The 21299-nt window shown below is 71.9% G+C and carries 22 protein-coding genes and 1 pseudogene; 14 read left to right on the top strand and 9 right to left on the bottom strand.

Annotated features, from left to right (window positions below; translation table 11 throughout):
* Positions 1 to 342 (bottom strand): ATP-binding cassette domain-containing protein (locus ACWGIG_RS21980; protein WP_453323333.1); only part of this gene is annotated, 342 nt, incomplete at its 3' end.
* 83 nt (positions 343 to 425) lie between these two features.
* On the opposite strand from ACWGIG_RS21980, the gene ACWGIG_RS21975 reads away from it, so the two are divergent.
* A complete protein-coding gene (locus tag ACWGIG_RS21975; RefSeq protein WP_453323332.1) occupies positions 426 to 1283 on the top strand; it encodes a TetR/AcrR family transcriptional regulator in 858 nt (285 codons plus the stop codon).
* Positions 1280 to 1942 (top strand): TetR family transcriptional regulator, encoded by a 663-nt coding sequence (locus ACWGIG_RS21970; RefSeq protein WP_453323331.1) that lies wholly within the window; start codon positions 1280 to 1282, stop codon positions 1940 to 1942. Before ACWGIG_RS21975 ends, ACWGIG_RS21970 begins: the two co-directional genes overlap by 4 nt.
* 27 nt (positions 1943 to 1969) lie before the next feature.
* On the opposite strand, the pseudogene ACWGIG_RS21965 reads toward ACWGIG_RS21970, so the two are convergent.
* Together ACWGIG_RS21965 and ACWGIG_RS21960 are read right to left on the bottom strand one after the other, a co-directional pair.
* Positions 1970 to 2713 (bottom strand): annotated as a pseudogene (locus tag ACWGIG_RS21965) (histidine phosphatase family protein); the annotation flags it as partial.
* A 69-nt stretch (positions 2714 to 2782) separates the two neighbouring features.
* Complete coding sequence (locus ACWGIG_RS21960) at positions 2783 to 4051, bottom strand: MFS transporter (RefSeq protein WP_453323330.1); 1269 nt, start codon at positions 4049 to 4051, stop codon at positions 2783 to 2785.
* Between the two features lie 88 nt (positions 4052 to 4139).
* Between ACWGIG_RS21960 and ACWGIG_RS21955 the strand changes: the two genes are divergently transcribed.
* The 3 genes from ACWGIG_RS21955 (at position 4140) to ACWGIG_RS21945 (ending at position 6639) form a co-directional block, all read left to right on the top strand.
* Positions 4140 to 4517 (top strand): MerR family transcriptional regulator, encoded by a 378-nt coding sequence (locus tag ACWGIG_RS21955; protein ID WP_453323329.1) that lies wholly within the window; start codon positions 4140 to 4142, stop codon positions 4515 to 4517.
* A gap of 116 nt (positions 4518 to 4633) precedes the next feature.
* Positions 4634 to 5140: a cupin domain-containing protein gene (locus ACWGIG_RS21950; protein WP_453323328.1), complete on the top strand. Its 507-nt coding sequence runs from the start codon at positions 4634 to 4636 to the stop codon at positions 5138 to 5140.
* A 62-nt stretch (positions 5141 to 5202) separates the two neighbouring features.
* Positions 5203 to 6639: an MFS transporter gene (locus tag ACWGIG_RS21945; RefSeq protein WP_453323327.1), complete on the top strand. Its 1437-nt coding sequence runs from the start codon at positions 5203 to 5205 to the stop codon at positions 6637 to 6639.
* A gap of 6 nt (positions 6640 to 6645) precedes the next feature.
* Here the strand turns inward: ACWGIG_RS21945 and ACWGIG_RS21940 are convergent, their stop codons facing one another.
* Complete coding sequence (locus ACWGIG_RS21940) at positions 6646 to 7041, bottom strand: DUF4190 domain-containing protein (RefSeq protein WP_453323326.1); 396 nt, start codon at positions 7039 to 7041, stop codon at positions 6646 to 6648.
* Between the two features lie 138 nt (positions 7042 to 7179).
* On the opposite strand from ACWGIG_RS21940, the gene ACWGIG_RS21935 reads away from it, so the two are divergent.
* From ACWGIG_RS21935 to rox, 3 genes are all read left to right on the top strand, one after another.
* Positions 7180 to 8454 carry a sensor histidine kinase gene (locus ACWGIG_RS21935; protein ID WP_453323325.1) on the top strand — a complete coding sequence of 425 codons (1275 nt, stop codon included), beginning with the start codon at positions 7180 to 7182 and terminating at the stop codon, positions 8452 to 8454.
* Positions 8451 to 9200: a response regulator transcription factor gene (locus ACWGIG_RS21930; protein WP_453323324.1), complete on the top strand. Its 750-nt coding sequence runs from the start codon at positions 8451 to 8453 to the stop codon at positions 9198 to 9200. The genes ACWGIG_RS21935 and ACWGIG_RS21930 overlap by 4 nt, the downstream gene beginning before the upstream one ends.
* Positions 9201 to 9372: 172 nt before the next feature.
* Entirely contained in the window at positions 9373 to 10800 is a 1428-nt protein-coding gene (gene rox / locus ACWGIG_RS21925) for a rifampin monooxygenase (RefSeq protein WP_453323323.1), read from the top strand.
* A gap of 83 nt (positions 10801 to 10883) precedes the next feature.
* On the opposite strand, the gene ACWGIG_RS21920 is transcribed toward rox, so the two are convergent.
* Positions 10884 to 11123, bottom strand: a complete 240-nt coding sequence (locus ACWGIG_RS21920) for a hypothetical protein (RefSeq protein ID WP_453323322.1) — start codon at positions 11121 to 11123, stop codon at positions 10884 to 10886.
* 161 nt (positions 11124 to 11284) lie between these two features.
* On the opposite strand from ACWGIG_RS21920, the gene ACWGIG_RS21915 reads away from it, so the two are divergent.
* The 3 genes from ACWGIG_RS21915 to ACWGIG_RS21905 all read left to right on the top strand — a co-directional run bounded on the left by ACWGIG_RS21915 (position 11285) and on the right by ACWGIG_RS21905 (position 12832).
* Positions 11285 to 11752 carry a helix-turn-helix domain-containing protein gene (locus ACWGIG_RS21915; RefSeq protein ID WP_453323321.1) on the top strand — a complete coding sequence of 156 codons (468 nt, stop codon included), beginning with the start codon at positions 11285 to 11287 and terminating at the stop codon, positions 11750 to 11752.
* Positions 11753 to 11775: 23 nt separating this feature from the next.
* Positions 11776 to 12360 carry a hypothetical protein gene (locus ACWGIG_RS21910; RefSeq protein ID WP_453323320.1) on the top strand — a complete coding sequence of 195 codons (585 nt, stop codon included), beginning with the start codon at positions 11776 to 11778 and terminating at the stop codon, positions 12358 to 12360.
* Between the two features lie 130 nt (positions 12361 to 12490).
* Positions 12491 to 12832, top strand: a complete 342-nt coding sequence (locus tag ACWGIG_RS21905) for a DUF2516 family protein (protein ID WP_362423337.1) — start codon at positions 12491 to 12493, stop codon at positions 12830 to 12832.
* Here the strand turns inward: ACWGIG_RS21905 and ACWGIG_RS21900 are convergent.
* The 3 genes from ACWGIG_RS21900 to ACWGIG_RS21890 all read right to left on the bottom strand — a co-directional run bounded on the left by ACWGIG_RS21900 (position 12814) and on the right by ACWGIG_RS21890 (position 16856).
* A complete protein-coding gene (locus ACWGIG_RS21900) occupies positions 12814 to 14271 on the bottom strand; it encodes a PP2C family protein-serine/threonine phosphatase (protein WP_453323319.1) in 1458 nt (485 codons plus the stop codon). The genes ACWGIG_RS21905 and ACWGIG_RS21900 overlap by 19 nt on opposite strands.
* A gap of 386 nt (positions 14272 to 14657) precedes the next feature.
* A complete protein-coding gene (locus ACWGIG_RS21895; RefSeq protein ID WP_453323334.1) occupies positions 14658 to 15701 on the bottom strand; it encodes an NlpC/P60 family protein in 1044 nt (347 codons plus the stop codon).
* Between the two features lie 306 nt (positions 15702 to 16007).
* The gene (locus ACWGIG_RS21890; protein WP_453323318.1) at positions 16008 to 16856 is read right to left on the bottom strand and encodes a class I SAM-dependent methyltransferase; all 849 of its coding nucleotides are present in this window, start codon (positions 16854 to 16856) and stop codon (positions 16008 to 16010) included.
* A gap of 201 nt (positions 16857 to 17057) precedes the next feature.
* Here ACWGIG_RS21890 and mshA point away from each other — a divergent pair, with 201 nt between their 5' ends.
* Both mshA and ACWGIG_RS21880 read left to right on the top strand, forming a co-directional pair.
* Entirely contained in the window at positions 17058 to 18407 is a 1350-nt protein-coding gene (mshA, locus tag ACWGIG_RS21885; protein WP_453323317.1) for a D-inositol-3-phosphate glycosyltransferase, read from the top strand.
* Positions 18400 to 18906: a YbjN domain-containing protein gene (locus tag ACWGIG_RS21880; RefSeq protein ID WP_453323316.1), complete on the top strand. Its 507-nt coding sequence runs from the start codon at positions 18400 to 18402 to the stop codon at positions 18904 to 18906. The genes mshA and ACWGIG_RS21880 overlap by 8 nt, the downstream gene beginning before the upstream one ends.
* A 124-nt stretch (positions 18907 to 19030) precedes the next feature.
* On the opposite strand, the gene ACWGIG_RS21875 is transcribed toward ACWGIG_RS21880, so the two are convergent.
* Positions 19031 to 20344 (bottom strand): MDR family MFS transporter, encoded by a 1314-nt coding sequence (locus tag ACWGIG_RS21875; protein WP_453323315.1) that lies wholly within the window; start codon positions 20342 to 20344, stop codon positions 19031 to 19033.
* A gap of 166 nt (positions 20345 to 20510) precedes the next feature.
* Between ACWGIG_RS21875 and ACWGIG_RS21870 the strand changes: the two genes are divergently transcribed.
* Positions 20511 to 21272: a phosphoglyceromutase gene (locus ACWGIG_RS21870; RefSeq protein WP_453323314.1), complete on the top strand. Its 762-nt coding sequence runs from the start codon at positions 20511 to 20513 to the stop codon at positions 21270 to 21272.
* Positions 21273 to 21299 lie beyond the last annotated feature (27 nt).

Below are 21299 nucleotides of genomic sequence, written 5' to 3'. Positions count from 1 at the left end.
CTCGGCGCGCGTGTGGCGGTCGGCCACGGGGGCGTCCTGGGCGGGCCGGTGGTTGTGCGGGCGGACCTTGGGCCGGGCGGCCACGCCGTCGGGCCCCCCGACCCTGGCGGTGCCCGCGTCGGCGGTGGTGAGCGTGGCGAGGATGCGTACCGCTGTCGTCTTGCCCGCGCCGTTCGGGCCGAGCAGGGCGAAGACGGTGCCCCGGGGGACGGAGAGGCCGACTCCCTTCAGGGCGTGGTGGGTTCCGTAGGACTTGGTGAGGCCGGTCGCTTCGATCGCGGGGGCGACTGCTTGTTCGGCTGATGGCACGGGACGCCTCTCGCAGGCTTCTGTGTATGGCATACGCGCTACTGCGTAAGGCTTACGCATAACTAGGATGGCCGTCAAGGGTGCGCGGGCGGGTGAACGGGCGGAAGGAGGCGGTTGTGGCCGAAGAGCAGCGGGAGCAGCGGGAGCAGCGGGAGCAGCAGGAGCAGCAGCAGGAGCAGCAGGAGCAGCGGGCGGGTGGGCAGAGGGGTGATCTGCCCGCGAGCATCGAGGTCGCCTGGGGGCTCCGGGAACGCCCGGGGAAGGGGCCGCGCCCCGGGCTCGACCTCGACCGGATCGTCGGCGCGGCCGTGCGGATCGCTTCGGATGAGGGGCTCGCGGCCGTTTCCATGGGGCGCCTCGCCAAGGAGCTCGGCGTGTCCACCATGTCGCTCTACCGGTACGTCGCCGCCAAGGACGAGCTGTACGTACTGATGCAGGAAGCGGCCATGGGGCTGCCGCCCGCACCGCCCGCCCCCGGCACCCCCTGGCGCGAGGCGCTGACCGCCTGGGCGCGGGCCCTGCGGGACGGCTCGCGGCAACACCTGTGGGCGACGCGCATCCCGGTCGGCGGGCCTCCCGCGACGCCCAATTCCGTCGCCTGGATGGAGCGCGGACTGTCCGCGCTCGACGGGTCCGGGCTCGACGAAGGGCACCGGATCTCGGTGATCCTGCTGGTCAGCGGGTTCGTACGGAGCGAGGTGGGCATGATGGCCGACCTCGCCGAAGCCCGGGCCAAGGCCGGCACCACGGCCGAGGAGTCGCTCGCACGGTACGGGCGGCTGCTGGCCCGGCTGGCCGACGCCGAGCGCTATCCGGCGGTCACCCGGATGCTGGAGTCGGGCGTGCTGGACCTGCCCGACGACCCCGACCACGAGTTCGTCTTCGGGATGGAACGGCTGCTGGACGGAATCGAGGCGCTGGTGCGCAAGAGTGACGAGCAGCGTGAGCAGTGCGAGCAGGGTGGTGGGCGGTGAGCGGGACCGGTCTGCGGGAGCTGAAGAAGCGGCGGACGTACGAGGCGATCTCCGACGCGGCGATCGCACTCTTCCTGGAACGCGGCTTCGACGCCGTGTCCGTGGCGGAGGTGGCGGCAGCCGCCGAGGTGTCGAAGCCGACGCTGTTCCGGTACTTCCCGGCCAAGGAGGACCTCGCGCTGCACCGGTTCGCCGACCACGAGGACGAGTCGGCGCGGGTGGTCCGTGCGGGACAGGAGGCCGGGGTCGCGCCGCTCGACGCGCTGGAGCGGCACTTCCTGGCCGGGCTGGCGGCGCGGGACCCGATCACCGGGCTGTGCGACAACGCTCAAGTGCTCGCCTACCAAAGGCTGTTGTACGGGACGCCGAGCCTGGAGGCGCGGCTGCACACGTATATGCGGCGTTCGGAGGCGGCACTGGCCACCGCGCTCGGCGAAGTCCTCGGGGACGCCCCCGGGGGCGGTGTGCCGGGGGGCGGTGTGCCGGCGCGGCTCGCCGCCGGACAGATCGGGGTCGTGCTACGCGTGCTCGCCCTGGAGAACTGGCGGCGGATCGAGGAGGGCGAGAGCGCCGACGCCGTGTACGAGGAGGCGGTGGCGGCAGCCGGTTTCGCCTTCCGGCAGTTGCGGGACGGGATCGCGGACACGTTCCGGGGGTAGCGGGGCAGAGCCGTCGGGCCCGTGCCAGACGTGCGTTTCCGATGGGTGGCCGGTCCGGCGCAGCTCCGCGGGCAGGTGGCTCATGTCGTTGAGTACGAGTACGGAGGCGGGGCGGCCGGGGGCGTAACGGATCACCGTCAGCGCGGCGTTGGCCAGATCGAGGCCGAGCCACCGCCAGGCCGGGTCCTCGTGGGCGGCGCGTACGAACCAGGCGGCGAGGAAGTTGTGGGTGACGACGAGTTCGTGGCGGGCGGCCGGGGCGTCCGCACCCCCGGCCGGTACTTCCGCACCCCCGGCCGGTACTGCCGGGTCGTCCGCACTCTCGGCCTGCGCTGCCGGGGCATCCGCATCCTCGGCCTGCGCTGCCGGGGAATCCACCGGGCCCGTGCACAACTCCATTGCCCGGGCGGCGAGTTGGGGCCCCTCCGCCCGGGCCTCCGCCGGTTGGCCCGCGAGGAAGCCGAGATACCGGTCGGCGTCGATCCCGGCGGGCAGCTCCTCCCGTACCGGCTCGTACGGTACGTAGTCCCCGGCGGCCTCGCTCACCCGCGGATGCGGACGTGTGCCCGGCTCCAGTTGCTCCGCCACCAGCCGCGCGGTCTCGGCGGCCCGGCCCAGCGGCCCGTGGTGGATCGCGGCCAGCGGTACGCCGTGCAGCCGCTCCCCGAGGAGTACGGCCTGCCTGCGGCCGGCGGCGGTGAGGCCGGTCCCGTCGGGGGTGGCCTCGGCGTGGCGGGCGATGGAGAGCCGGCGGGGCGCGGCAGTGATCATGAAGGGAGGGTGGTCCGGGCTTCCGCCGGGCCACCCTCCCTGTCTTCCGGGGCGGACCGCCCCCGGTGCTCAACCGGCCGATTCCCTACGGCGCTTGGGGAATCCGTGGGTGCGGGCGGCCAGGACCACCAGCAGTACCGGGGCCAGCAGGACCAGCACGCTCCACGGGAAGGGCGTCGAGCCGAGCATCCCGAGCAGGATGCCGCCGACGACTCCGCCGCCCGCCATCGCCGCGTTCCAGACGGTGACCAGCATGGCCTGCGCGGCGTCGGCCTGCTCGCCGCCCGCGTCGCCCGCGGCGGTCTGGAGCAGGGTCGGGGCGCCGCCCCAGCCGAGGCCCCACAGGGTGACCGCGACGTGGACCACGGCGGTGCTGTCGGAGAGGACGGCGAGCAGGGCGGCGGCGACCGCGACGAGGAGCGTGCCGGTGATCATCAGGGTGCGCAGGCGGCGGTTGATCTGCGCGCCGACGACCCAGATGCCGACCAGCGACGCGGCGCCGAAGACGAGCAGTACGAGGTCGATGGAGTCGCCCATGCCGAGCTCGGCGAGGAACGTGGCGATGAAGGTGTAGAGGATGGTGTGCGCGAGGACGAAGACGAGTGTGACGGCGAGGACCGGGGTGACACCGGGGACGCGGAGGGCGCTCAGCACGCCGGGGGTCTTGGCGCGCACGGCGCCGCCGGCCCCCACGGCGTTGGCGGCCTTCTTGGTACGGGCCTGCCCCGGGAAGTCCGGGACGATCGCCGTGATCCAGCCGAGCAGGACGACGGTCAGGCCGGTCATCACCAGGAACGCCACCTGCCAGTTCAGCGACTTGCCGAGGAAGGTGCCCGCCGGGACGCCGAGCGACAGCGCGACCGGGATGCCCGCCATGGCGATCGCGATCGCCTTGCCCTGGAGGTGTACGGGGGCCAACCGGCGGGCGTACCCGGCGAGCAGCGCCCAGGCCAGACCGGCCGCGACACCCGCGACGAAGCGGGCCACCATGGTGAGGGTGTAGTCGGAGGAGAGCGCGGTGACCGTGTTGGCGGCGGCGAAGCCGGCCATCGAGGTCAGCAGCAGCCGCTTGCGGCGCCAGGCGGCGGTCGCGGCGGTCAGCGGGATCGCGGTGAGGGCCGTGCCGATCGCGTAGACGGTGACCGTCTGGCCGGTGGCGGACTCGCTGACGCCGAGGTCGGCGCTCATCGCGGGGAGCAGCCCGGCGGGCAGGGTCTCGGTGAGGCTGGTGAGGAAGACGGCGGTGGCGAGGGCGAGGAGTGCGCCGAGGGGGAGCTTGGCGGCGGGGGCCGTGCGGGGCCGGACGTCAACTGGTGCTTCGGGGCTTTGAGTTCGCATGGCGGTATGGTCGAACCCTCACATTGATGTGAAGGTCAATGCGGGCCGCTGTGGCGTGGGTCACAGCCGGATTCACGGGGGAGGGCGTATGCGCATCGGTGAGCTCTCGGAGCGGACCAACACGCCCCGCAGGATGCTGCGTTACTACGAGGAGCAGGGTCTCATCGCCGCCGAGCGGGCCGCGAACGGCTACCGCGAGTACGACGAACGCTTCGTGGACCGCGTCGCCCAGATCCGCGGCCTCCTCGACGCCGGACTGCCGACCCGGATCATCAAGCAGATCCTCCCGTGCCTCGACAAGCCCCGCACCATCCACTTCCCGGACGCGACCCCGGAGATGCTCGCCACCCTCGAAACGGAACTGGACCGCATGTCGGCCCGGGTGGAGTGCCTGCGGCGGAACAGGGACGCGATCGCGGAGTACCTGGAAGCGGTGCGGCCCGAGCTGTCGGCGGCCGGTAATTGACCCATTGAACCAGCATCCAAATGCACCCTGTGCGGGGTCACTCCACTGCCTAAAGTTGATCTCACAAGGCAACGGCAGCAGCCGGAACCACCGCTCACCCGCCGGGAGTCACCCCCATGACCAGCAACAACGCCTCCGTCACCGCGAAGCCCGTCCTGACCCGCGCCGCCACCGCCGAGACCACCAGTGACCCCAGCAGCGTCATGACCCTGCTCGCCGACTGCGGCACCGACGGCTCCACGGTCACCAGCTACCGTTCCACCTTCGCGGAAGGCGCGGTGGGCGCGCCCGCCCACTTCCACACCCGGGCGTCGGAGCTCTTCTTCGTCATCGGCGGCTCCCTCCAGGTGCTCGTCGACGACGAGGTGCAGACCCTGAACGCGGGCGACTTCCTCCTCGTGCCGCCGCACACCCCGCACGCCTTCGCCGCCGCCCCCGGCTCCGTGGCCGACGTCCTCTTCGTCTTCACGCCCGGCATGCCCCGCTTCGACTACCTGCGGCTGCTCGGCCGGGTGATGCGCGGCGAGGCGGGCCCGCAGGAGATCAAGGACTCCTCCGAGCTCTACGACAACCACTACGTCGACAGCCCCGTCTGGCAGGCGGCGCTCGCAACTGCCAAGTAGGCGCAGCGGTTTGAGGAAATCGAGTGGCACTGCTCCGGCCGCCCCGCATAGCTTGTGCGCTCGTGACGGATGATGCTGCTGACACGCCGGTACGTTCCCGGACCCCCGCCCCCGAGGGCGCCGCGGACGGTCCTGGCCTCTTCTCCCGTCCGTACGCCGCCCTGACCCTCGGCATCACCGCCGTGATGTTCCTGACCGGATTCGCCGCGCTCGCCGTCGTCCCCACCCTCCCGGTGGCCGCGCAGGAGCTGGACGGGGTCGCGCTCTTCCCCCTCGTCGCGGGCTGTTTCGTGGCCGCGAGCCTGCTGGGCGGGGTGCTCGGCGGCGACTGGGCCGACCGGTCGGGCGCGCGCCGCCCGATCATGGCGGGCACGGTGCTCGCGGTGGCCACCCTCGTCGTCTCGGGACTCAGCACCACCGTCTGGCAACTCGCCGCGGGACGCTTCCTGGACGGCCTCGCCGCCGGAATGATCACCGTGGCCGTCAATGCCGCCATCGCCCAGAACTACCCCGAGCACCTCCGCCCGCGCGCCCTGGCACTGCTGAGCACCTGCTGGATCGTCCCGTCCCTGGTCGGGCCGCCGGTGGCAGGCCTGGTGGCCGAGTGGTCGTCCTGGCGGACCGTCTTCCTCGGCCTGGCCGTACTGACCGCGCTCCCGGCGCTGGCGGTGGTCTTCATGCTGCGCGACCGCGCGGAGGAAGTCCCGTACGAGAAGGGGAAGTTGAGCGACCCGGAGGCGGCTTCGCACCGTCCGGGCCTCCGGCTGGCCGCGGCGGTCAGTGTCGGTGCGGCGCTCGGGCAGTACGCGGCCTCCGGCTGGGACACGGCCCATCTGCTGTACGCGGTGGCCGCGCTCGCGCTGCTCGGGGTCTTCGCACCGCGCCTGCTGCCGCCCGGCACGCTGCGTGCGGCGCGCGGGCTGCCCGCTTCGGTGCTGCTGCGGGGGCTGGCATCGGGGGTCTTCTTCACCCTGGAAGCGTTCGTTCCGCTGATGCTGGTGACCGTACGGGAGGTGCCTCCGGTGCAGACGGGACTGGCCTTCACCGGGGCCGCCGTCTTCTGGGCGGGTGCCGCCTGGGTGCAGAGCCGCCGGCTGGGCCGTTTTCCCCGGCACCGCGTGGTGGCGGCCGGGGCGCTGCTGCTCGCGGTCGCCGTCGTGCTCGCCGCCGTCGGCACGTTCCCGTCCGTACCCGCGCTCACCGCCGCCCCCGCCATGGTCGTCGCGGCCGTCGGCATGGGCCTGCTCGCCCCCTCGCTCACCCTGCTCTCGCTCTCCCACACCCCGCCCGACCGGCAGGGCTACGCGAGCAGTGCGATGCAGACCACCCAGAACCTGGGCCAGATCGTGGTCCTCGGCGTCGCCTCGGCGCTCTTCAACGCGGCCCTGGGCGCGGGGGCTTCCGAACTCCCGGGCTACACCGCCGCGTTCGCGCTGCTTCTCGTACCGACGGGACTCGTGGTGCTGCTGGCGGCCAGGGCGCGTGCGCACCCCGCGTGAGGCCTTTCAGGCCTTGGCGAGCTGCTGCTGGACGCACTGCACGTACTGCTGGACGCCGTTGATCCGGTAGCACTCCTGGGTCTGGTTCGCGTACCAGACCCACGCGATCGTGACCAGGACGGACACCACGATCGCGAGCGCCGAGGTCACCACGGCGGTGAGGGCCTTGCCCCGGCCGGTGCCCGTGCCGGTCCGTCCGGCCGAGGCCAGGGCGAAGAGCCCCAGGACCAGGCCCACGACGCCGACCAGGCCGCCGACGAAGAAGATCGAGGTGCACAGGCCGATGACCCCCAGCACCATGGCGGTCCCGGCCAGGCCGTTCCCGGCACGCGCCGGACGCGGGCCGTAGCCCTGGGCCGGTGCCGCTTGCGTGGTCAACAGCGTGTTCTGTGCGTTCGTCATCAGCCGTCCTCCGGTCAACAGATCAGGGCACGATCCTGGCCTCCGGGTGCGTGCGAACACATCGCGGAAAGGCGGGAGATGCGCCTCCCCCGATCGGGGGAGGCCCGCTCTGACCTGCACGGTCATACTGGCTGGACGATGATCAGGGGAATCCGGCCGCTGCTGCGCGGCTCCACGTACTCGGGCATGCTGTTCGCCTACTGCGGCGCGCTGGCGAGCCTTCCGCCGCTGTTCCTCGCGATGCTGCCGGCGATGGCGTGGCCGTCCGCTCCCTACGGACCGCAGGCCGCCCTGGTCCTCCCGGTCTGGGCAGCACTGATCTGCTGGGCAGGCCTGGCCCGCACGACGCGGCGGGCACTGATCGCCTTCGCCCGCCCACTTCTGAAGGTGCCGTTGCCGGCCCCTGCCGCCGTGCCGTCCGGCGCCGACCGTTGGCGGACTCCCCTCTGGCTGCTGCTGCACGTGGCGCTGGGGTGGGCGGGGGCACTGACGAGCGGCGTGCTGATCCTCATGGGGATCGCCCTCCCCGGGGACTGGCTCGGTGCCGAAGCCGGGCTGAGCCTGTTCGGCTGGTCGCTGCGGTCCGACGGCGGCTGGCGGAGCTGGGTGGTGGCGCTCGGCTGCCTGCTGCTGGCGGCGGTCGTGTGCGTGGTGGTGACGAGCGCGCTGCGGTGGCTGGCGCCGAGGCTGCTGGGGCCCTCGTCGGCCGAGCGGCTCGCGCTGATGGCCGAGCGGGAACAGCGGCTGGCCGAGCGCAACCGGCTGGCCCACGAATTGCACGACTCGATCGGGCACACGCTGACCGCGACCACGATCCAGGCGGCGGTGGCGGGCGAGGTGCTCTCCGCCGACCCGGTGGCGGCGCGGGCCGCGCTGCGCAGCATCGAGGAGTCGGCCAGGGCCGCGCTGGAGGACCTGGACTACGTACTGGGCGTACTGCGCGAGGAGAAGGCGGAGACGGCGCCGACCCGGACCCTGGCCGACCTGCCCGAGCTGCTCGACCGGTTGCGGCACGCGGGCGCGGTGCTGGAGGTGGAGCTCTCGGGCGAGTGGGCGCAGGTGCACGGGACGCTCTCCCGGGCCGCGTACCGGATCCTTCAGGAAGGACTGACGAACGCGTTGCGGCACGGCACGGGCGGTCCGATCGGCGTCCGGGTGGCGGCCCTGCCGGACCGGCTTGAGCTCGGCGTGGTCAACGGGACCGGGACTGCGGGGACCGCCACGGACGTGGGCACGGGAGTACGTACGCACTCGGGCGTACGTAAGAACCCTGGCGTCTTCCGGACGTCCGGGCACGGCCTGCCGGGACTGGCCGAGCGCGTGCGGCTGCTGCACGGCGAGATCGAGGCGGGACCCGACGGGCCGCAGCGCTGGCAGCTGGCGGTCCGGCTGCCGATCAGGCTGTCGGCATGAGCGGACCCGCGGGGCCGGGCCCCGCAGCCACCCCCGCCGCTGCCCCTGCCCCCGCCGCTGTCCCCACCCCTGCCCCGGTCTCGCTCCTGATCGCGGACGACGACGAGGTGACCCGCAGCGGGCTGCGCATGCTGCTCCACGCCCAGCCGGGGATCGAGGTGGTCGGGGAGGCGGCCGACGGCGTCGAAGCGGTCGAGCTGGCGCGCCAACTGCGGCCGGACGTGGTCCTGATGGACGTACGGATGCCGCGCCGCAACGGGATCGAGGCCACCCGGCAGCTCCTCACCGAGCCGCCCGAGTCGCCCGGTGCGGCCGAACCGCCGAAGGTCGTGGTGATCACCACCTTCGAGAACGACGGCTACGTCACCGCCGCACTCGGCGCGGGCGCCAGCGGGTTCGTGCTCAAGCGGCTGCCGGTCCGGCAGATCGCCGAGGCGGTACGGGTGGTGGCGGCGGGGGAGGCGATCCTCTTCCCGGCGGCCCTGCGCCGGATGGTCGCCGCCCGCCCGCTGGGCTCCGCCGAAGCCCTGCCGAGGGCGGCGCTGACGGGACGGGAGGAGGAGGTGCTGCGGCTGATGGCCACCGGCCTGTCCAACCCGGAGATCGCGGCATCGCTCACGGTGAGCCTGGAGACGGTGAAGACGCACGTCGGGAACGTACTGATCAAACTCGGTGCGCAGAACCGGACCCACGCGGTGGTGATCGCGTACGAATCGGGTCTGGTGGTGCCGGGATTCACCGGCTGAGGCGGACCGGATTCACCGGCTGAGGCGGACCGGGAGGGAAGGTGATCACCTCTCGCCACTCTTAATTTATAGCCCACCGGGGGGCTTGCGGCAAGGCCCGTTCCGTACCGCATCATGGGGCAACTCAAGGCCGTGACCTGCGGAAATGACATGACATGGGATGGGCATTCTGATGACTGACGTGATCGTGGTCGGCGGCGGACCGACCGGCTTGATGCTGGCTTCCGAGCTGCGGCTGCACGGCGTGCGGGTGGTCGTGCTGGAGAAGCTGACCGAGCCGACCAAGGAGGGCCGCGGGCAGGGCCTGCACGCGCGCAGCGCCGAGGTCATGGACCAGCGCGGCCTGCTGGACCGGTTCCTCGCGGTCAGCGAGAAGTTCCAGGTCGGCGGTCTGTTCGGCGGCATCATGAAGCCGTGGCCCGACCGGCTGGACACCGCGCACCCGTTCGGCGTCGCCACCCCGCAGCCGGTCAGCGAGCGGATCCTGGGCGAGCGCGCGCTCGAACTCGGCGCCGAGATCCGGCGCGACTGCGAAGTGGTCGCGGTGAGCCAGGACGACGAGGGCGTGACCGTCGACCTCGCGGACGGTACGCGGCTGCGCTCGCGCTACCTCGTCGGGTGCGACGGCGGTCGCAGCCTGGTCCGCAAGCAGATCGGCGTCGACTTCCCCGGTGTCCCCGCCACGGTCGAGACGCTGCTGGGCGAGATGGTGCTGACCGCGGACCAGGAGACGATCGACTCTGTCGGCGACGAGGTCCGCAAGACCCAACTGCGCTTCGGCGCCCAGCCCCTCGGGGACGGGGTGTACCGCGTGGTCGTGCCCGCCGACGGCGTGTCCGAGGACCGTACGACCCCGCCGACCATCGAGGACCTCCGGAAGCAGCTGCGGGCACTCGCCGGCACCGACTTCGGCGCGCACTCGCCGCGCTGGCTCTCCCGGTTCGGCGACGCCACCCGGCAGGCCGAGCGCTACCGCGTCGGCCGCGTACTGCTGGCGGGCGACGCCGCGCACATCCACCCGCCGACCGGCGGGCAGGGGATGAACCTCGGCGTGCAGGACGCGTTCAACCTCGGCTGGAAGCTGGCCGCAGCGGTCAACGGATGGGCTCCGGAAGGGCTGTTGGACACCTACCACGCCGAACGGCACCCGGTGGGCGCCCGCGTACTGGACAACACCCGCGCCCAGATCACCCTCCTCGGCACCGACCCGGGCCCGACCGCGCTGCGGGAGCTGTTCGCGAAGCTGATGGACTTCGAGGAGGTCAACCGGTACGTCACCGGGATGATCACCGCGGTCGACATCGGCTACGACTTCGGCGAGGGCCACGAACTGCTCGGTCGGCGCCTGCGGGACGTACAGCTCAAGCAGGGGCGCCTCTACGGGCTGATGCACGGAGGCCGCGGCCTGCTGCTCGACCAGACCGGCCGGCTCTCGGCGGAGGGCTGGGCGGACCGGGTCGACCACGTCGTCGACGTCAGCGAGGAACTGGACGTACCGGCGGTACTGCTGCGCCCGGACGGCCACGTGGTCTGGGCAGGCGAGAACCAGCAGGAGCTGCTCGACCACCTGGCCAAGTGGTTCGGCACTGCCGCGGTGTGACGTTCCGCGGCGTGAAGCGATGGGGTGGCGCGGCACCGCGGTGCTGCGCCACCCGGGGCGGGACGATCGGCCTCGACGCCGGATCAGCGACCGGAGTGGTCGATGACGTTTCCGTTGGTGCAGTGGTTGACGTGGTCGCCGGTCCAGCCGCCCAGGGGGGCCACGGCCAGTTCCTGGAAGCAGACGGCGGCGGCCGTGAAGTTCCAGTTGTTCGCGGCGTTCACTCCGGCGCCGAAGGTGCTGTCGTGGTCGTCCGCCTGGGCGGGGGCGGCCATGGCCAGGGCGAGGGCGGGCAGGGCAGCCAGCAGAATGATCTTCTTCATGAGAGGCGAAACGAGCCGAAGCGGCGGCGGTCACGCGGCCACGGCCCGCGGGGCCCCGGATGGGCGAGCGCGATCGACGCGAGCGGTGCCCGCACGTGGCGTGGCGCACTTTTGCAAGCAGGCGCTTGCAAAAGTTAGCAGGGAGGGTGCACCATCGGGGCATGGCATCACTGAACGTCGGCAATCTCGGGGAGTACCTGCGCGAGCAGCGGCGCACCGCGCAGCTGTCGCTGCGGCAGCTCGCCGAGGCCGCCGGGGTGTCCAATCCGTACCTCAGCCAGATCGAGCGCGGCCTGCGCAAGCCGAGCGCGGACATCCTGCAGCAGCTCGCCAAGGCGCTGCGGATCTCCGCGGAGACGCTGTACGTCCAGGCCGGAATCCTCGACGAGAAGGACCGGGACGAGCTGGAGACGCGTGCCGTCATCCTGGCCGACCCTTCGATCAACGAGCGGCAGAAGCAGGTGCTGCTCCAGATCTACGAGTCCTTCCGCAAGGAGAACGCGGCGGAGAGCGCGGCGGAACGCGCGGAGGAACACGCGGAAGAACGCGTGGAAGAGAGCGCGACCGGCGAGGCGTCCGCGGACGCGGCGCCCGGCGCGGACAGTGATGCCGCCCCACCCTCACACTGATGCGATCCGGGAGGACCACAGTTATGGCCATCAGCGATGACCTGCGTAAGAACCTCGCCGACCCGACCCCCCTCTACTTCGTCGCCGGTACGGCGGACCTCGCCGTGCAGCAGGCCAAGAAGTTCGCCGACGAGGCGCCGGAGCGCTTCGAGAAGGTGCGGCAGGCCGACCCCAAGGCCGTGCAGGAGAAGGTGACTTCGCAGGCCAAGGAGGCGCAGGCCACCCTTCAGGCGAAGTTCGCCGAGGTGATCGGCTCCTTCGACACCGACCTGAAGAAGCTGGGCGAGACCGCCCAGGACCTCGCGCTGCGGGGCGTGGGCGTGGCCGCCGAGTACGCGGTCAAGGCCCGTGAGACGTACGAGAAGGTCGCCGAGCACGGTGAGCAGGCCGTGAAGGGCTGGCGCGGCGAGGCGGCCGAGGAGATCAACGAGATCGCCGTGGCCGTCGAGCCGGACCCGGAGCCGAAGAAGGCCGCGGAGCCCGCTGCCGACGAGTCCACTGCCTCCGAGCCCACCGTCGCAGAGCTCCAGGCGGACCCGGAGCCGAAGAAGGCCCCGGCGCGCAAGGCCGCGGCCAAGAAGACGGCCCCGGCGGCCGAGGAGAAGTAGTCCCGCGTACGAAGGTGTGCGGGAGCGGAACACGACGGGCCGGATCGCCGCAAGGGCGTCCGGTCCGTCGTTTCGGTACCTTGGCCAAGGCGGTCACGAGTCGGTCGAACCGGATGAGGCGGTGCTCAGTATGTTGCGTGAGGGATTCGATGTCGGGCTGATGTTCGTGGTCGGGCTGGTCTTCCTTGTCACGGCGGTGGCCGCGCTGATCATGGCCGCGACCGCGCGCGGTGACGCGTACCGGGCTGCGGACAAGCAGTCCAAGAACTTCTGGCTGGTCATTCTCGGCATCACGGTCGTCGTGAACCTGGTGGTGCCGATCCTGTTCCTGCAGATCGCGGGTCTGGTCGCGTCGATCGTCTTCCTGGTGGACGTACGGCCCGCCCTGCGCCAGGTCTCCGGCGGCGGCGGTGGCCGGCGCGGCGGCAGCAGCAGCGACGGGCCGTACGGGCCCTACAACGGCGGGCGTTGAGCGGAGGGCCGCGGCGGTCTGCCGCGGTCCTTGGCCTTTTTGCCACTGCCGTCCCGGCTGCCGGCGTCGCGGTTGCCGGTCTCCCGGCTGCCGGCCTCCCGGTCGAGCAGGAGGACGGCGACGTCGTCCGTCAGCTCGCCGCCGTTCAGTTCGCGTACGCGCGTGACGGCGGCCTCCAGGAGCTCCTCGCCGCGCAGGCCCTCGGACAGCTGACGGTTGATCATCGCGACCATGCCGTCCTGGCCGAGCCGGCCGGGGCGGCCGGTGCCGTCCGCTCCGGCGATCCGGCCCTCGATCAGGCCGTCCGTGTACATCAACAGGCTCCAGGCGCCGCCCAGTTCGACCTGCTGGCGCGGCCAGCGGGCGCGCGGCAGCAGGCCGAGGGCAGGGCCCCCGTCGTCGTACGGCATGAGCTGGGCGAGCTGTCCCTGGCGGGCGATCAGCGGAGCCGGATGACCGGCCAGGCACAGACCGGCGCGGCGGCCGTCCGGAGCGATGTCGACCGTGCAGAGCGTCGCGAAGATCTCCTCGCTCTCGCGCTCGTGCTCCAGGACGCGCTGGAGCGTGGAGAGCAGTTCGTCCCCGCACAGTCCGGCGAAGGTCAACGCACGCCAGGCGATGCGCAGTTCGACGCCGAGGGCCGCCTCGTCGGGGCCGTGGCCGCAGACGTCGCCGATCATCGCGTGAACGGTGCCGTCCGGGGTGCGGACGGTGTCGTAGAAGTCACCGCCGAGCAGCGCACGGGAGCGGCCGGGGCGGTAGCGGGACGCGAACTTCAGGTCCGATCCCTCCAGCAGCGGCGTCGGGAGCAGACCGCGCTCCAGACGGGCGTTCTCCTGGGCGTGCAGTCGGGACTCGGCCAGTTTGTACGAGGCGGTGTCGGCGCGCTTGCGCTCCACCGCGTACCGGATGGCGCGGCTCAGCAGCCGGCCGTCCAGCTCGTCGCGGAACAGGAAGTCCTGGGCGCCCGCCCGGACCGCCTCGGCGGCGTGCTCGGCCCGGTCGGGCGGGGTCAGCGCCAGCACGGCGTGATGGGGCGCCATCCGCAGGACGTCGCGGAGCGCGCCCAGCGGGCTGCCGCCGGTGCCGGTTCCACCGGTCCCACCGGTCCCGTCGGACTCACCGGCGCCGCTGTTCGCGATGTCTTCGCGGCACTCGGCGCAACTGCCGCAGCCGGGCAGGGCCAGGTCGAGCAGGATGCAGTGCACGTCGTCGGTGAGCAGCCGGCCGGCCTCGGTGAGGTTGCGGGCGGTGCGGACACGGACACGGGGACCGCCTGCGGATTCGAGCAGGTCGGGCACGGCGAAGGCGTCCGCCGGGTCGTTCTCGATCACCAGCAGCGTGAGGTCGGTCGGCTGCTGGGGTGCGGTGTGCTGAGGGCCGGCCTGACCGCTTTCCACGGCGGGCACTACTCTCTGCCGCGGTATGGGTACGGGCATCGGTTCGGTTCCTTCCCTCCCCCCGAGGGCACGGTGGGACGCCGAACGACGCCCCGCCAAACGGGGACCTTAGCGGTACCGGGCGCCGCAACGGAATGCCGTTCACGAATCCGCCCCGGTCATATGCGAGCCGTCCTCACCGCTTCCGGCCAGGCATAAGCCGCGTCCCGCCACGGATCCGGCACCGGTTCGCTGCCGCGTTTGCCATGACAAAGATCACCCTGAGCGGAGGCCACCTCCGCGCTCCGCCAGTGCTCCCGCCTGCGTCCCCGTCCGCGCTCCCGTCCGTCCGCGCTCCCGTCCGTGCTCCCGCCCGAGATCCCGTCCGTGCTCGCGCACCGGCCACTGACGGCCTCCGGTCCCGCCGCCCTGCCGGGCCGCGTCCACTAGCCCGGCCGCACCACGCCCAGTATCGGCATCGAGCCCGCTCCCGCGATCGTCACGTCCCGCCCCGGCCTCGGTGCGTGCACGATCGCGCCGTCGCCCACGTACATCCCCACGTGGCTCGCGTCCGAGAAGTAGATGATCAGGTCCCCGGGCCGCATGTCCGCCACCGCGACCTTCGGCAGCAGCCTCCATTGCTCCTGCGACGTCCGCGGTATCCCCCGGGCCGCCGATGCCCACGCCTGCTGGGTGAGGCCCGAGCAGTCGAAGGAGTCGGGTCCCTCCGCGCCCCATACGTACGGATCGCCGATCTGGGCCGTCGCGTAGGCCACCGCCTGCTTGCCCTGTGCCGTCGTCGCCGCGCCGCCCTTGCCGCCGTCCTTCAGCGCGCCCGATTTCAGCCAGGTCGTCTGCGAGCGGTACTGCTCCTCGCGCTCCAGCTCCAGCAGCCGGGTGCGCTCCTTCTCCTCCAGGCGGGCCTCCAGCTTCTCCGCCGCGGCGATCCGCTGCTTGACCTCCGCCTGCGCCTTCTCCTTGCGCTTGCGGTTGGCCTCCAGCTTCTGCCACTGGCTGCCGGCGTCCTGGGAGTACGTCCGCAAGTCCTCCTGGGTCCTGGTCAGTTCGTCCAGCATCCTCTTGACGGCGGTCTGGCCCTGCTGCATGCGTCCCGCGCCCTGGAGGAAGAACTCCGGGTCGCCGCTCAGCATCAGCTGCGCGCTCTGCGGCATCCCGCCCGACCGGTACTGTGCGCGGGCCTGCGCGCCCAGCCGGTTCTTGAGCTGGCTGATCCGCTGCTCGCCCGTCACGACCGACCTGGCCAGCTTCACGATCTCGCCGGACTGGTTCTGCGTCTGTTCCTCCGCCAGGTTGTAGGCGTCGGTGGCGACCGCGGCCTTGCGGTACAGACCGTCTATCTCTCTTCGTACGTCGTTCAGGCTCTTGTCGGCATCACCCCCGGCCCCGCCCCCGGACGCGGGCGGCGGTGTCGGATCGGCGGACGCCTGCCCCGGCAGGACCAGCACGCTCAGCGCGCAGACCAGCGCCATGGCGGTCGTGACGCTGCTGCCCCGGCTACGGCTGCGGCCTGTGCGGCTACTACGGCTTCGGTTCACGAGCTCCCCCCGGAGCGAGTTCAGAATCTGATTTACCGTCAGTAACTTGGCGGTGCTCGCGCGATGCTGCCACGCCTCCCGCAAAAGCGACAGAGGCGGAATCAGCATCCCCTCACAACCCCCAAGAACCTTCCGGCCCTTCCCTGCACACCCCTCCGACGAACGAGATCGATTTCCCGTTCCCCGAATTCCGCCCACCCCGGCAATGACCTGCTTTGTTCACCGGTACGTGGCCTTCCGTCACCGGTACGAGGTGTTCCGCGGGGCCAGCGCCTCCCAGCGCACCGTGACCTCGCCCTGCCGCCACCGCCGCTCCCCGTCCGCCGCCGCATGTCCGGCGGGGGAGTGCGGCCCGGTCAGCGGCCAGTCCGCCGACAGGTCCCGGGCCGCTCTGATCCACCGCTGCCGCGCGCCCAGCGACGCGAACGGCGCGGCAGCCGCCCACGCCCGGTCGAAGTCCCGCAGGAAGGCGTGCACCGGTTCACCCGGCACGTTCCGGTGGATCAGCGCCTTCGGGAGCCGCTCCGCCAGGTCGGAGGGGCGGTCGAGGGACCCCAGCCGGGTCGCGAAGGTGACCGTCCGCGGGCCGTCCGTGCCCAGCGCCACCCACACGTGCCGCCGCCCGATCTCGTCGCAGGTCCCCTCCACCAGGAGCCCGCCGGGTGCCAGCCGCTCGCGCAGCCGCTGCCAGACGGCGGCCACCTGCTCCTCGTCGTACTGTCGAAGTACGTTCGCCGCCCGGATCAGCATCGGCCGCCGGCCGCCCTCCAGGGGCACCTCGAAGCCCCCGTGCCGGAAGGTCAGCCCCGCCCGCTCGTACGGCTTCGCCCCGGCCACCCGCGCGGGCTCGATCTCAATACCGGTCACCTCGACGCCTGGCGCGGCCGTCCGCAACCGTCCGAGGAGCTCCACCGCCGTCCACGGCGCGGCCCCGTACCCCAGGTCGACGGCCACCGCCCCGTCCGTACGGTGCAGCACAGGACCGTGCACGGCGGCGATCCAGCGGTCCATCCGCCGCAGCCGGTTCGGGTTCGTGGTCCCGCGGGTGACGGCGCCGACGGGGCGCGGGGAAGAGGTGCGGGAGGCCATGGAACGAGCCTAAGCGGACCGGGGCACACCGGATCGCGGGCCAGGACACACCGCATCGCAATGCAATGATTTGGCAAAACGGAAATGGACCGCGGAACTCCACTGTTCTCCCCCTTCGGAAGGGCCGTACCGCCCCCGCTCAGCCCTGCCCAGAACCTGCCCACAAGCAGATCTCCGCATCAGTCGAGGAGGACCGTCGACGTGAGCCAGTACGTCTCCCGACTCACCGGCACTCTGGCCGCGGCGGCCCCGCCCCGCCTCCGCCTCCCCGGCGCAGCCCGCAAGCCCCGCCGCATCGCCATGCTCAGCGTGCACACCTCGCCGCTGCACCAGCCCGGCACCGGCGACGCGGGCGGCATGAACGTCTACATCGTCGAGCTCGCCAAGCGCCTCGCCGCGATCAACATAGAGGTGGAGATCTTCACCAGGGCCACCACCGGCGGCCTGCCCCCGAGCGTGGAGCTCGCCCCCGGCGTCCTCGTCCGCCACATAGACGCGGGCCCCTACGAAGGCCTCGCCAAGGAGGAGCTGCCCGCCCAGCTCTGCGCCTTCACCCACGGCGTGATGCAGGCCTGGGCCGGACAGCGCCCCGGCTACTACGACCTGGTCCACTCGCACTACTGGCTCTCGGGACACGTCGGCTGGCTCGCCGCCGAACGCTGGGGCGTCCCCCTCGTCCACGCCATGCACACCATGGCCAAGGTCAAGAACGCCTCCCTCGCCGAGGGCGACACCCCCGAGCCCGCCGCCCGCGTCATCGGCGAGACCCAGATCGTCCGCGCCGCCGACCGCCTCATCGCGAACACCGCCGAGGAGGCCGACGAGCTGGTCCGCTTCTACGAGGCCGACCCCGGCCGGGTCGCCGTCGTCCACCCCGGCGTGAACCTGGAACGCTTCCGCCCGGCCGATGGACGCGCCGCGGCCCGCGAGCGCCTCGGGCTGCCTCAAGAGGCGTTCGTACCGCTCTTCGCCGGCCGCATCCAGCCCCTCAAGGCCCCCGACATCCTGCTGCGCGCCGTCGCCGTCCTCCTCGCCGAGGACCCCTCGCTCCGTACGAAGCTGGTCGTGCCGATCGTCGGCGGCCCCAGCGGTTCCGGCATGGCCAAGCCGGAGAAGCTCCAGAAGCTCGCCGCCAGGCTGGGCATCGCCGACGTCGTCCGGTTCCGTCCGCCGGTCGGCCAGGACCGCCTCGCGGACTGGTTCCGCGCCGCGTCCGTCCTCGTCATGCCGTCCTACAGCGAGTCCTTCGGGCTCGTCGCCATCGAGGCGGAGGCCACCGGCACCCCGGTCGTCGCCGCGGCCGTCGGGGGCCTGCCCGTCGCCGTACGGGACGGGTCGACCGGCTTCCTCATAGAGGGGCACGACCCGGCCGCGTATGCACGCGCCCTGCGCCGCTTCATCGACCACCCCGGACTCGTCGACACCATGGGTTCGGCCGCCGCCCGGCACGCCCAGGCCTTCGGCTGGGACACCGCCGCTTCGGCCACCGCCGACGTCTACACCGCGGCGATGCACGAACACCGCCGTCACGTACGCTCGCACCATGGCTGAGACAGGTCGAACGGCTGACGCGCGGGACACCTTCGAAGCGACCCTCAAAGAGGCCGGGCTGGAGTGGGAGAGCCCCCGGCCGGGCACCTACGTGGTCAAGCTCCCCGGCACCCGCAAGCTGTCCACCACGGTCTCCCTGATCCTCGGACAGCACTCGCTCTCGCTGAACGCCTTCGTGATCCGCCACCCCGACGAGAACCACGAGGCCGTCCACCGCTGGCTCCTGGAGCGCAACCTGCGCCTGTACGGGGTGGGTTACGCGATCGACTCCCTCGGCGACGTCTACCTCGCCGGAAAACTCCCCCTGGCGGCCGTCACCCCGGAAGAGATCGACCGCCTCCTCGGCTCGGTGCTCGAAGCCGCCGACGGCAGCTTCAACACCCTCCTGGAACTGGGCTTCGCCACCGCCATCCGCAAGGAGTACGCCTGGCGCGTCTCGCGCGGCGAGTCCACCCGCAACCTGGACGCCTTCGCCCACCTGACGAAGCCGCGCGACTGACTAAGCCGGGCACCTGACGAAGCCGGGCGACCGACGCAGGCGCGTGACCGAGGCACGCGCCACCGCCCGCTCTGCCGCCCGCGCGCACTCTGCCGCACGCCCGCCGCACCTCCACCGCACGCGGCTATGCGCCCGGTGCGACCTCCGCCGGCTTCGCCGTCCGGGACACTGCCGCGGACTCCTCCGGTACGGAGACCCGCTCGACCGCCGCCGCCTCTTGAGGCTCCGGCGGCAGGCTCCGCATCAGCAGCCAGTACCCGCCCGCCGCGACCATCCCGATCACCGCGCACGTGCCCCACAGCCACGCGGCTCCCAGCCGGTCGATGGCGAACCCGCCGAGCAGCGGGGCCGTCAGCGCCGCCACCGCCCACGACATCGTGTACATGCCCTGGTAACGGCCGCGCCCGTGCACCGGCGAGAGCCGTACCACCAGTCCCGTCTGGACCGGCGAGTTGATGATTTCGGCGAGCGTCCACACGCACACGGTCAGGACGTACACCCCGAGCGATCCGGCGAACGCGGTCAGCCCGAACCCGTACCCCGCGAGCAGCGACGAGACGACCAGCAGCCGGCGCGGGTCGCGGTGCTCGATGAACCGGGTGACCGGGATCTGGAGCGCCACGATCAGTACGCCGTTGACGGCGATCGCCGTACCGAAGTCGGAGCTGCTGAACCCGTCCGTACCCATCGCCACCGGCAGGGCCACGTACCCCTGCTGGAAGATCAGTGCCACCAGGAACGACAGCCCCACCACACTCATGAAGCGACCGTCGCGCAGCACCGTCCCCATCCCGACCACCGGCTCGGCCGCCTTCTCGGCCACCGTCCGCTCGGGCCGCGACTCCGGCAGTTTCAGGAACACCACCACCGCGCAGACCAGCGTCATCGCCGCCTCTATGAGGAAGCCCGCGCGATAGCTGTACTCGGCGAGGAAACCGGCACCGGCCGAGGAGATCGCGAACCCCATGTTGATCGCCCAGTAGTTGAGCGAGAACGCCCGCACCCGGTCCTCGGGCTTCACGATGTCCGCCATCATCGCCTGCACGGCCGGCCGCGACGCGTTGCTCGCCATGCCCACCAGGAAAGCCACTCCGGCGATCGCCACCGGATGCTGCACGAAGCCCAGCAGTGCGACCGAGAACGCCGTCGACATCTGCGCGATCAGCAGGGTGGGCCGCCGCCCCAGCCGGTCCGCCATCACCCCCGCGCCGAGCGAGGAGACGACACCGCCGAGCCCGTGCAGCGCGGCCACCAGACCCGCGTACGTCGCCGAGTAGCCCCGGTCGAGCGTCAGGTACAACGCCATGAACGTCGCGACGAACGCGCCGAGCCGGTTGACCAGGGTGCTCGTCCAGAGCCACCAGAACTCCCGGGGAAGCCCCGAGACGCTCTCGCGCACGGCGCGCCTCAGACCTGCTGCGGGACCTGCTGAGGACATGGGTCTCCCCCGAGGGATGTAAGTGGCTCGTCTGATGTCCGCAACTTACGTACGCAGCCTGCCCACCCGCTACCCGATTGACGGCGACCGTCAATCCGCGGCGCGTCGCGCGCACGCCCGCGGACACGCGCGCGTGGCACCCCACATGTCGATTACGCTCGTACGCATGGCCGACGCACCGTACAAGCTGATCCTCCTCCGCCACGGCGAGAGCGAATGGAACGCGAAGAACCTGTTCACCGGCTGGGTGGACGTCAACCTCACCGAGAAGGGCGAGAAGGAGGCAGTGCGCGGCGGTGAGCTGCTCACGGCCGCCGGCCTGGCCCCGGACGTGCTGCACACCTCGCTCCAGAAGCGCGCCATCCGCACCGCCCAGCTCGCGCTGGAAGCCGCGGACCGCCACTGGATCCCGGTCCACCGCAGCTGGCGCCTGAACGAGCGCCACTACGGCGCCCTCCAGGGCAAGGACAAGGCGCAGACCCTCGCGGAGTTCGGCGAGGAGCAGTTCATGCTGTGGCGCCGCTCGTACGACACCCCGCCGCCGGCCCTTGAGGACGGCACCGAGTTCTCGCAGTCCGATGACCCGCGCTACGCCACGATCCCCTCGGAGCTGCGCCCGCGCACCGAGTGCCTCAAGGACGTCGTCGACCGCATGCTGCCGTACTGGTACGACGGCATCGTCCCGGACCTCCTCGACGGCAGGACCGTCCTGGTCGCCGCCCACGGCAACAGCCTCCGCGGCCTGGTCAAGCACCTCGACGGCATCTCCGACGAGGACATCTCCGGCCTGAACATCCCGACCGGCATCCCGCTCCACTACGAGCTCGACGCCGACTTCCGCCCGCTCGTCAAGGGCGGCACGTACCTCGACCCGGACGCGGCAGCCGCGGCCATCGAGGCCGTCAAGAACCAGGGCAAGAAGAAGTAGCCCACCCGCCCGTACGACGAAGGGGCC

The sequence above is a fragment of the Streptomyces sp. NPDC054863 genome, assembly GCF_053610825.1.
This window is presented reverse-complemented; position numbering and strand designations above follow the sequence as displayed.

Coding starts and splice junctions, on each gene's coding strand:
- ACWGIG_RS21960 (WP_453323330.1), bottom strand. CDS start 4,051: ATGCGAACTCAAAGCCCCGAAGCACCAGTTGACGTCCGGCCCCGCACG.
- ACWGIG_RS21955 (WP_453323329.1), top strand. CDS start 4,140: ATGCGCATCGGTGAGCTCTCGGAGCGGACCAACACGCCCCGCAGGATG.
- ACWGIG_RS21950 (WP_453323328.1), top strand. CDS start 4,634: ATGACCAGCAACAACGCCTCCGTCACCGCGAAGCCCGTCCTGACCCGC.
- ACWGIG_RS21940 (WP_453323326.1), bottom strand. CDS start 7,041: ATGACGAACGCACAGAACACGCTGTTGACCACGCAAGCGGCACCGGCC.
- ACWGIG_RS21935 (WP_453323325.1), top strand. CDS start 7,180: ATGATCAGGGGAATCCGGCCGCTGCTGCGCGGCTCCACGTACTCGGGC.
- ACWGIG_RS21930 (WP_453323324.1), top strand. CDS start 8,451: ATGAGCGGACCCGCGGGGCCGGGCCCCGCAGCCACCCCCGCCGCTGCC.
- rox (WP_453323323.1), top strand. CDS start 9,373: ATGACTGACGTGATCGTGGTCGGCGGCGGACCGACCGGCTTGATGCTG.
- ACWGIG_RS21920 (WP_453323322.1), bottom strand. CDS start 11,123: ATGAAGAAGATCATTCTGCTGGCTGCCCTGCCCGCCCTCGCCCTGGCC.
- ACWGIG_RS21915 (WP_453323321.1), top strand. CDS start 11,285: ATGGCATCACTGAACGTCGGCAATCTCGGGGAGTACCTGCGCGAGCAG.
- ACWGIG_RS21910 (WP_453323320.1), top strand. CDS start 11,776: ATGGCCATCAGCGATGACCTGCGTAAGAACCTCGCCGACCCGACCCCC.
- ACWGIG_RS21905 (WP_362423337.1), top strand. CDS start 12,491: ATGTTGCGTGAGGGATTCGATGTCGGGCTGATGTTCGTGGTCGGGCTG.
- ACWGIG_RS21900 (WP_453323319.1), bottom strand. CDS start 14,271: ATGCCCGTACCCATACCGCGGCAGAGAGTAGTGCCCGCCGTGGAAAGC.
- ACWGIG_RS21895 (WP_453323334.1), bottom strand. CDS start 15,701: ATGGCGCTGGTCTGCGCGCTGAGCGTGCTGGTCCTGCCGGGGCAGGCG.
- ACWGIG_RS21890 (WP_453323318.1), bottom strand. CDS start 16,856: ATGGCCTCCCGCACCTCTTCCCCGCGCCCCGTCGGCGCCGTCACCCGC.
- ACWGIG_RS21880 (WP_453323316.1), top strand. CDS start 18,400: ATGGCTGAGACAGGTCGAACGGCTGACGCGCGGGACACCTTCGAAGCG.
- ACWGIG_RS21875 (WP_453323315.1), bottom strand. CDS start 20,344: ATGTCCTCAGCAGGTCCCGCAGCAGGTCTGAGGCGCGCCGTGCGCGAG.
- ACWGIG_RS21870 (WP_453323314.1), top strand. CDS start 20,511: ATGGCCGACGCACCGTACAAGCTGATCCTCCTCCGCCACGGCGAGAGC.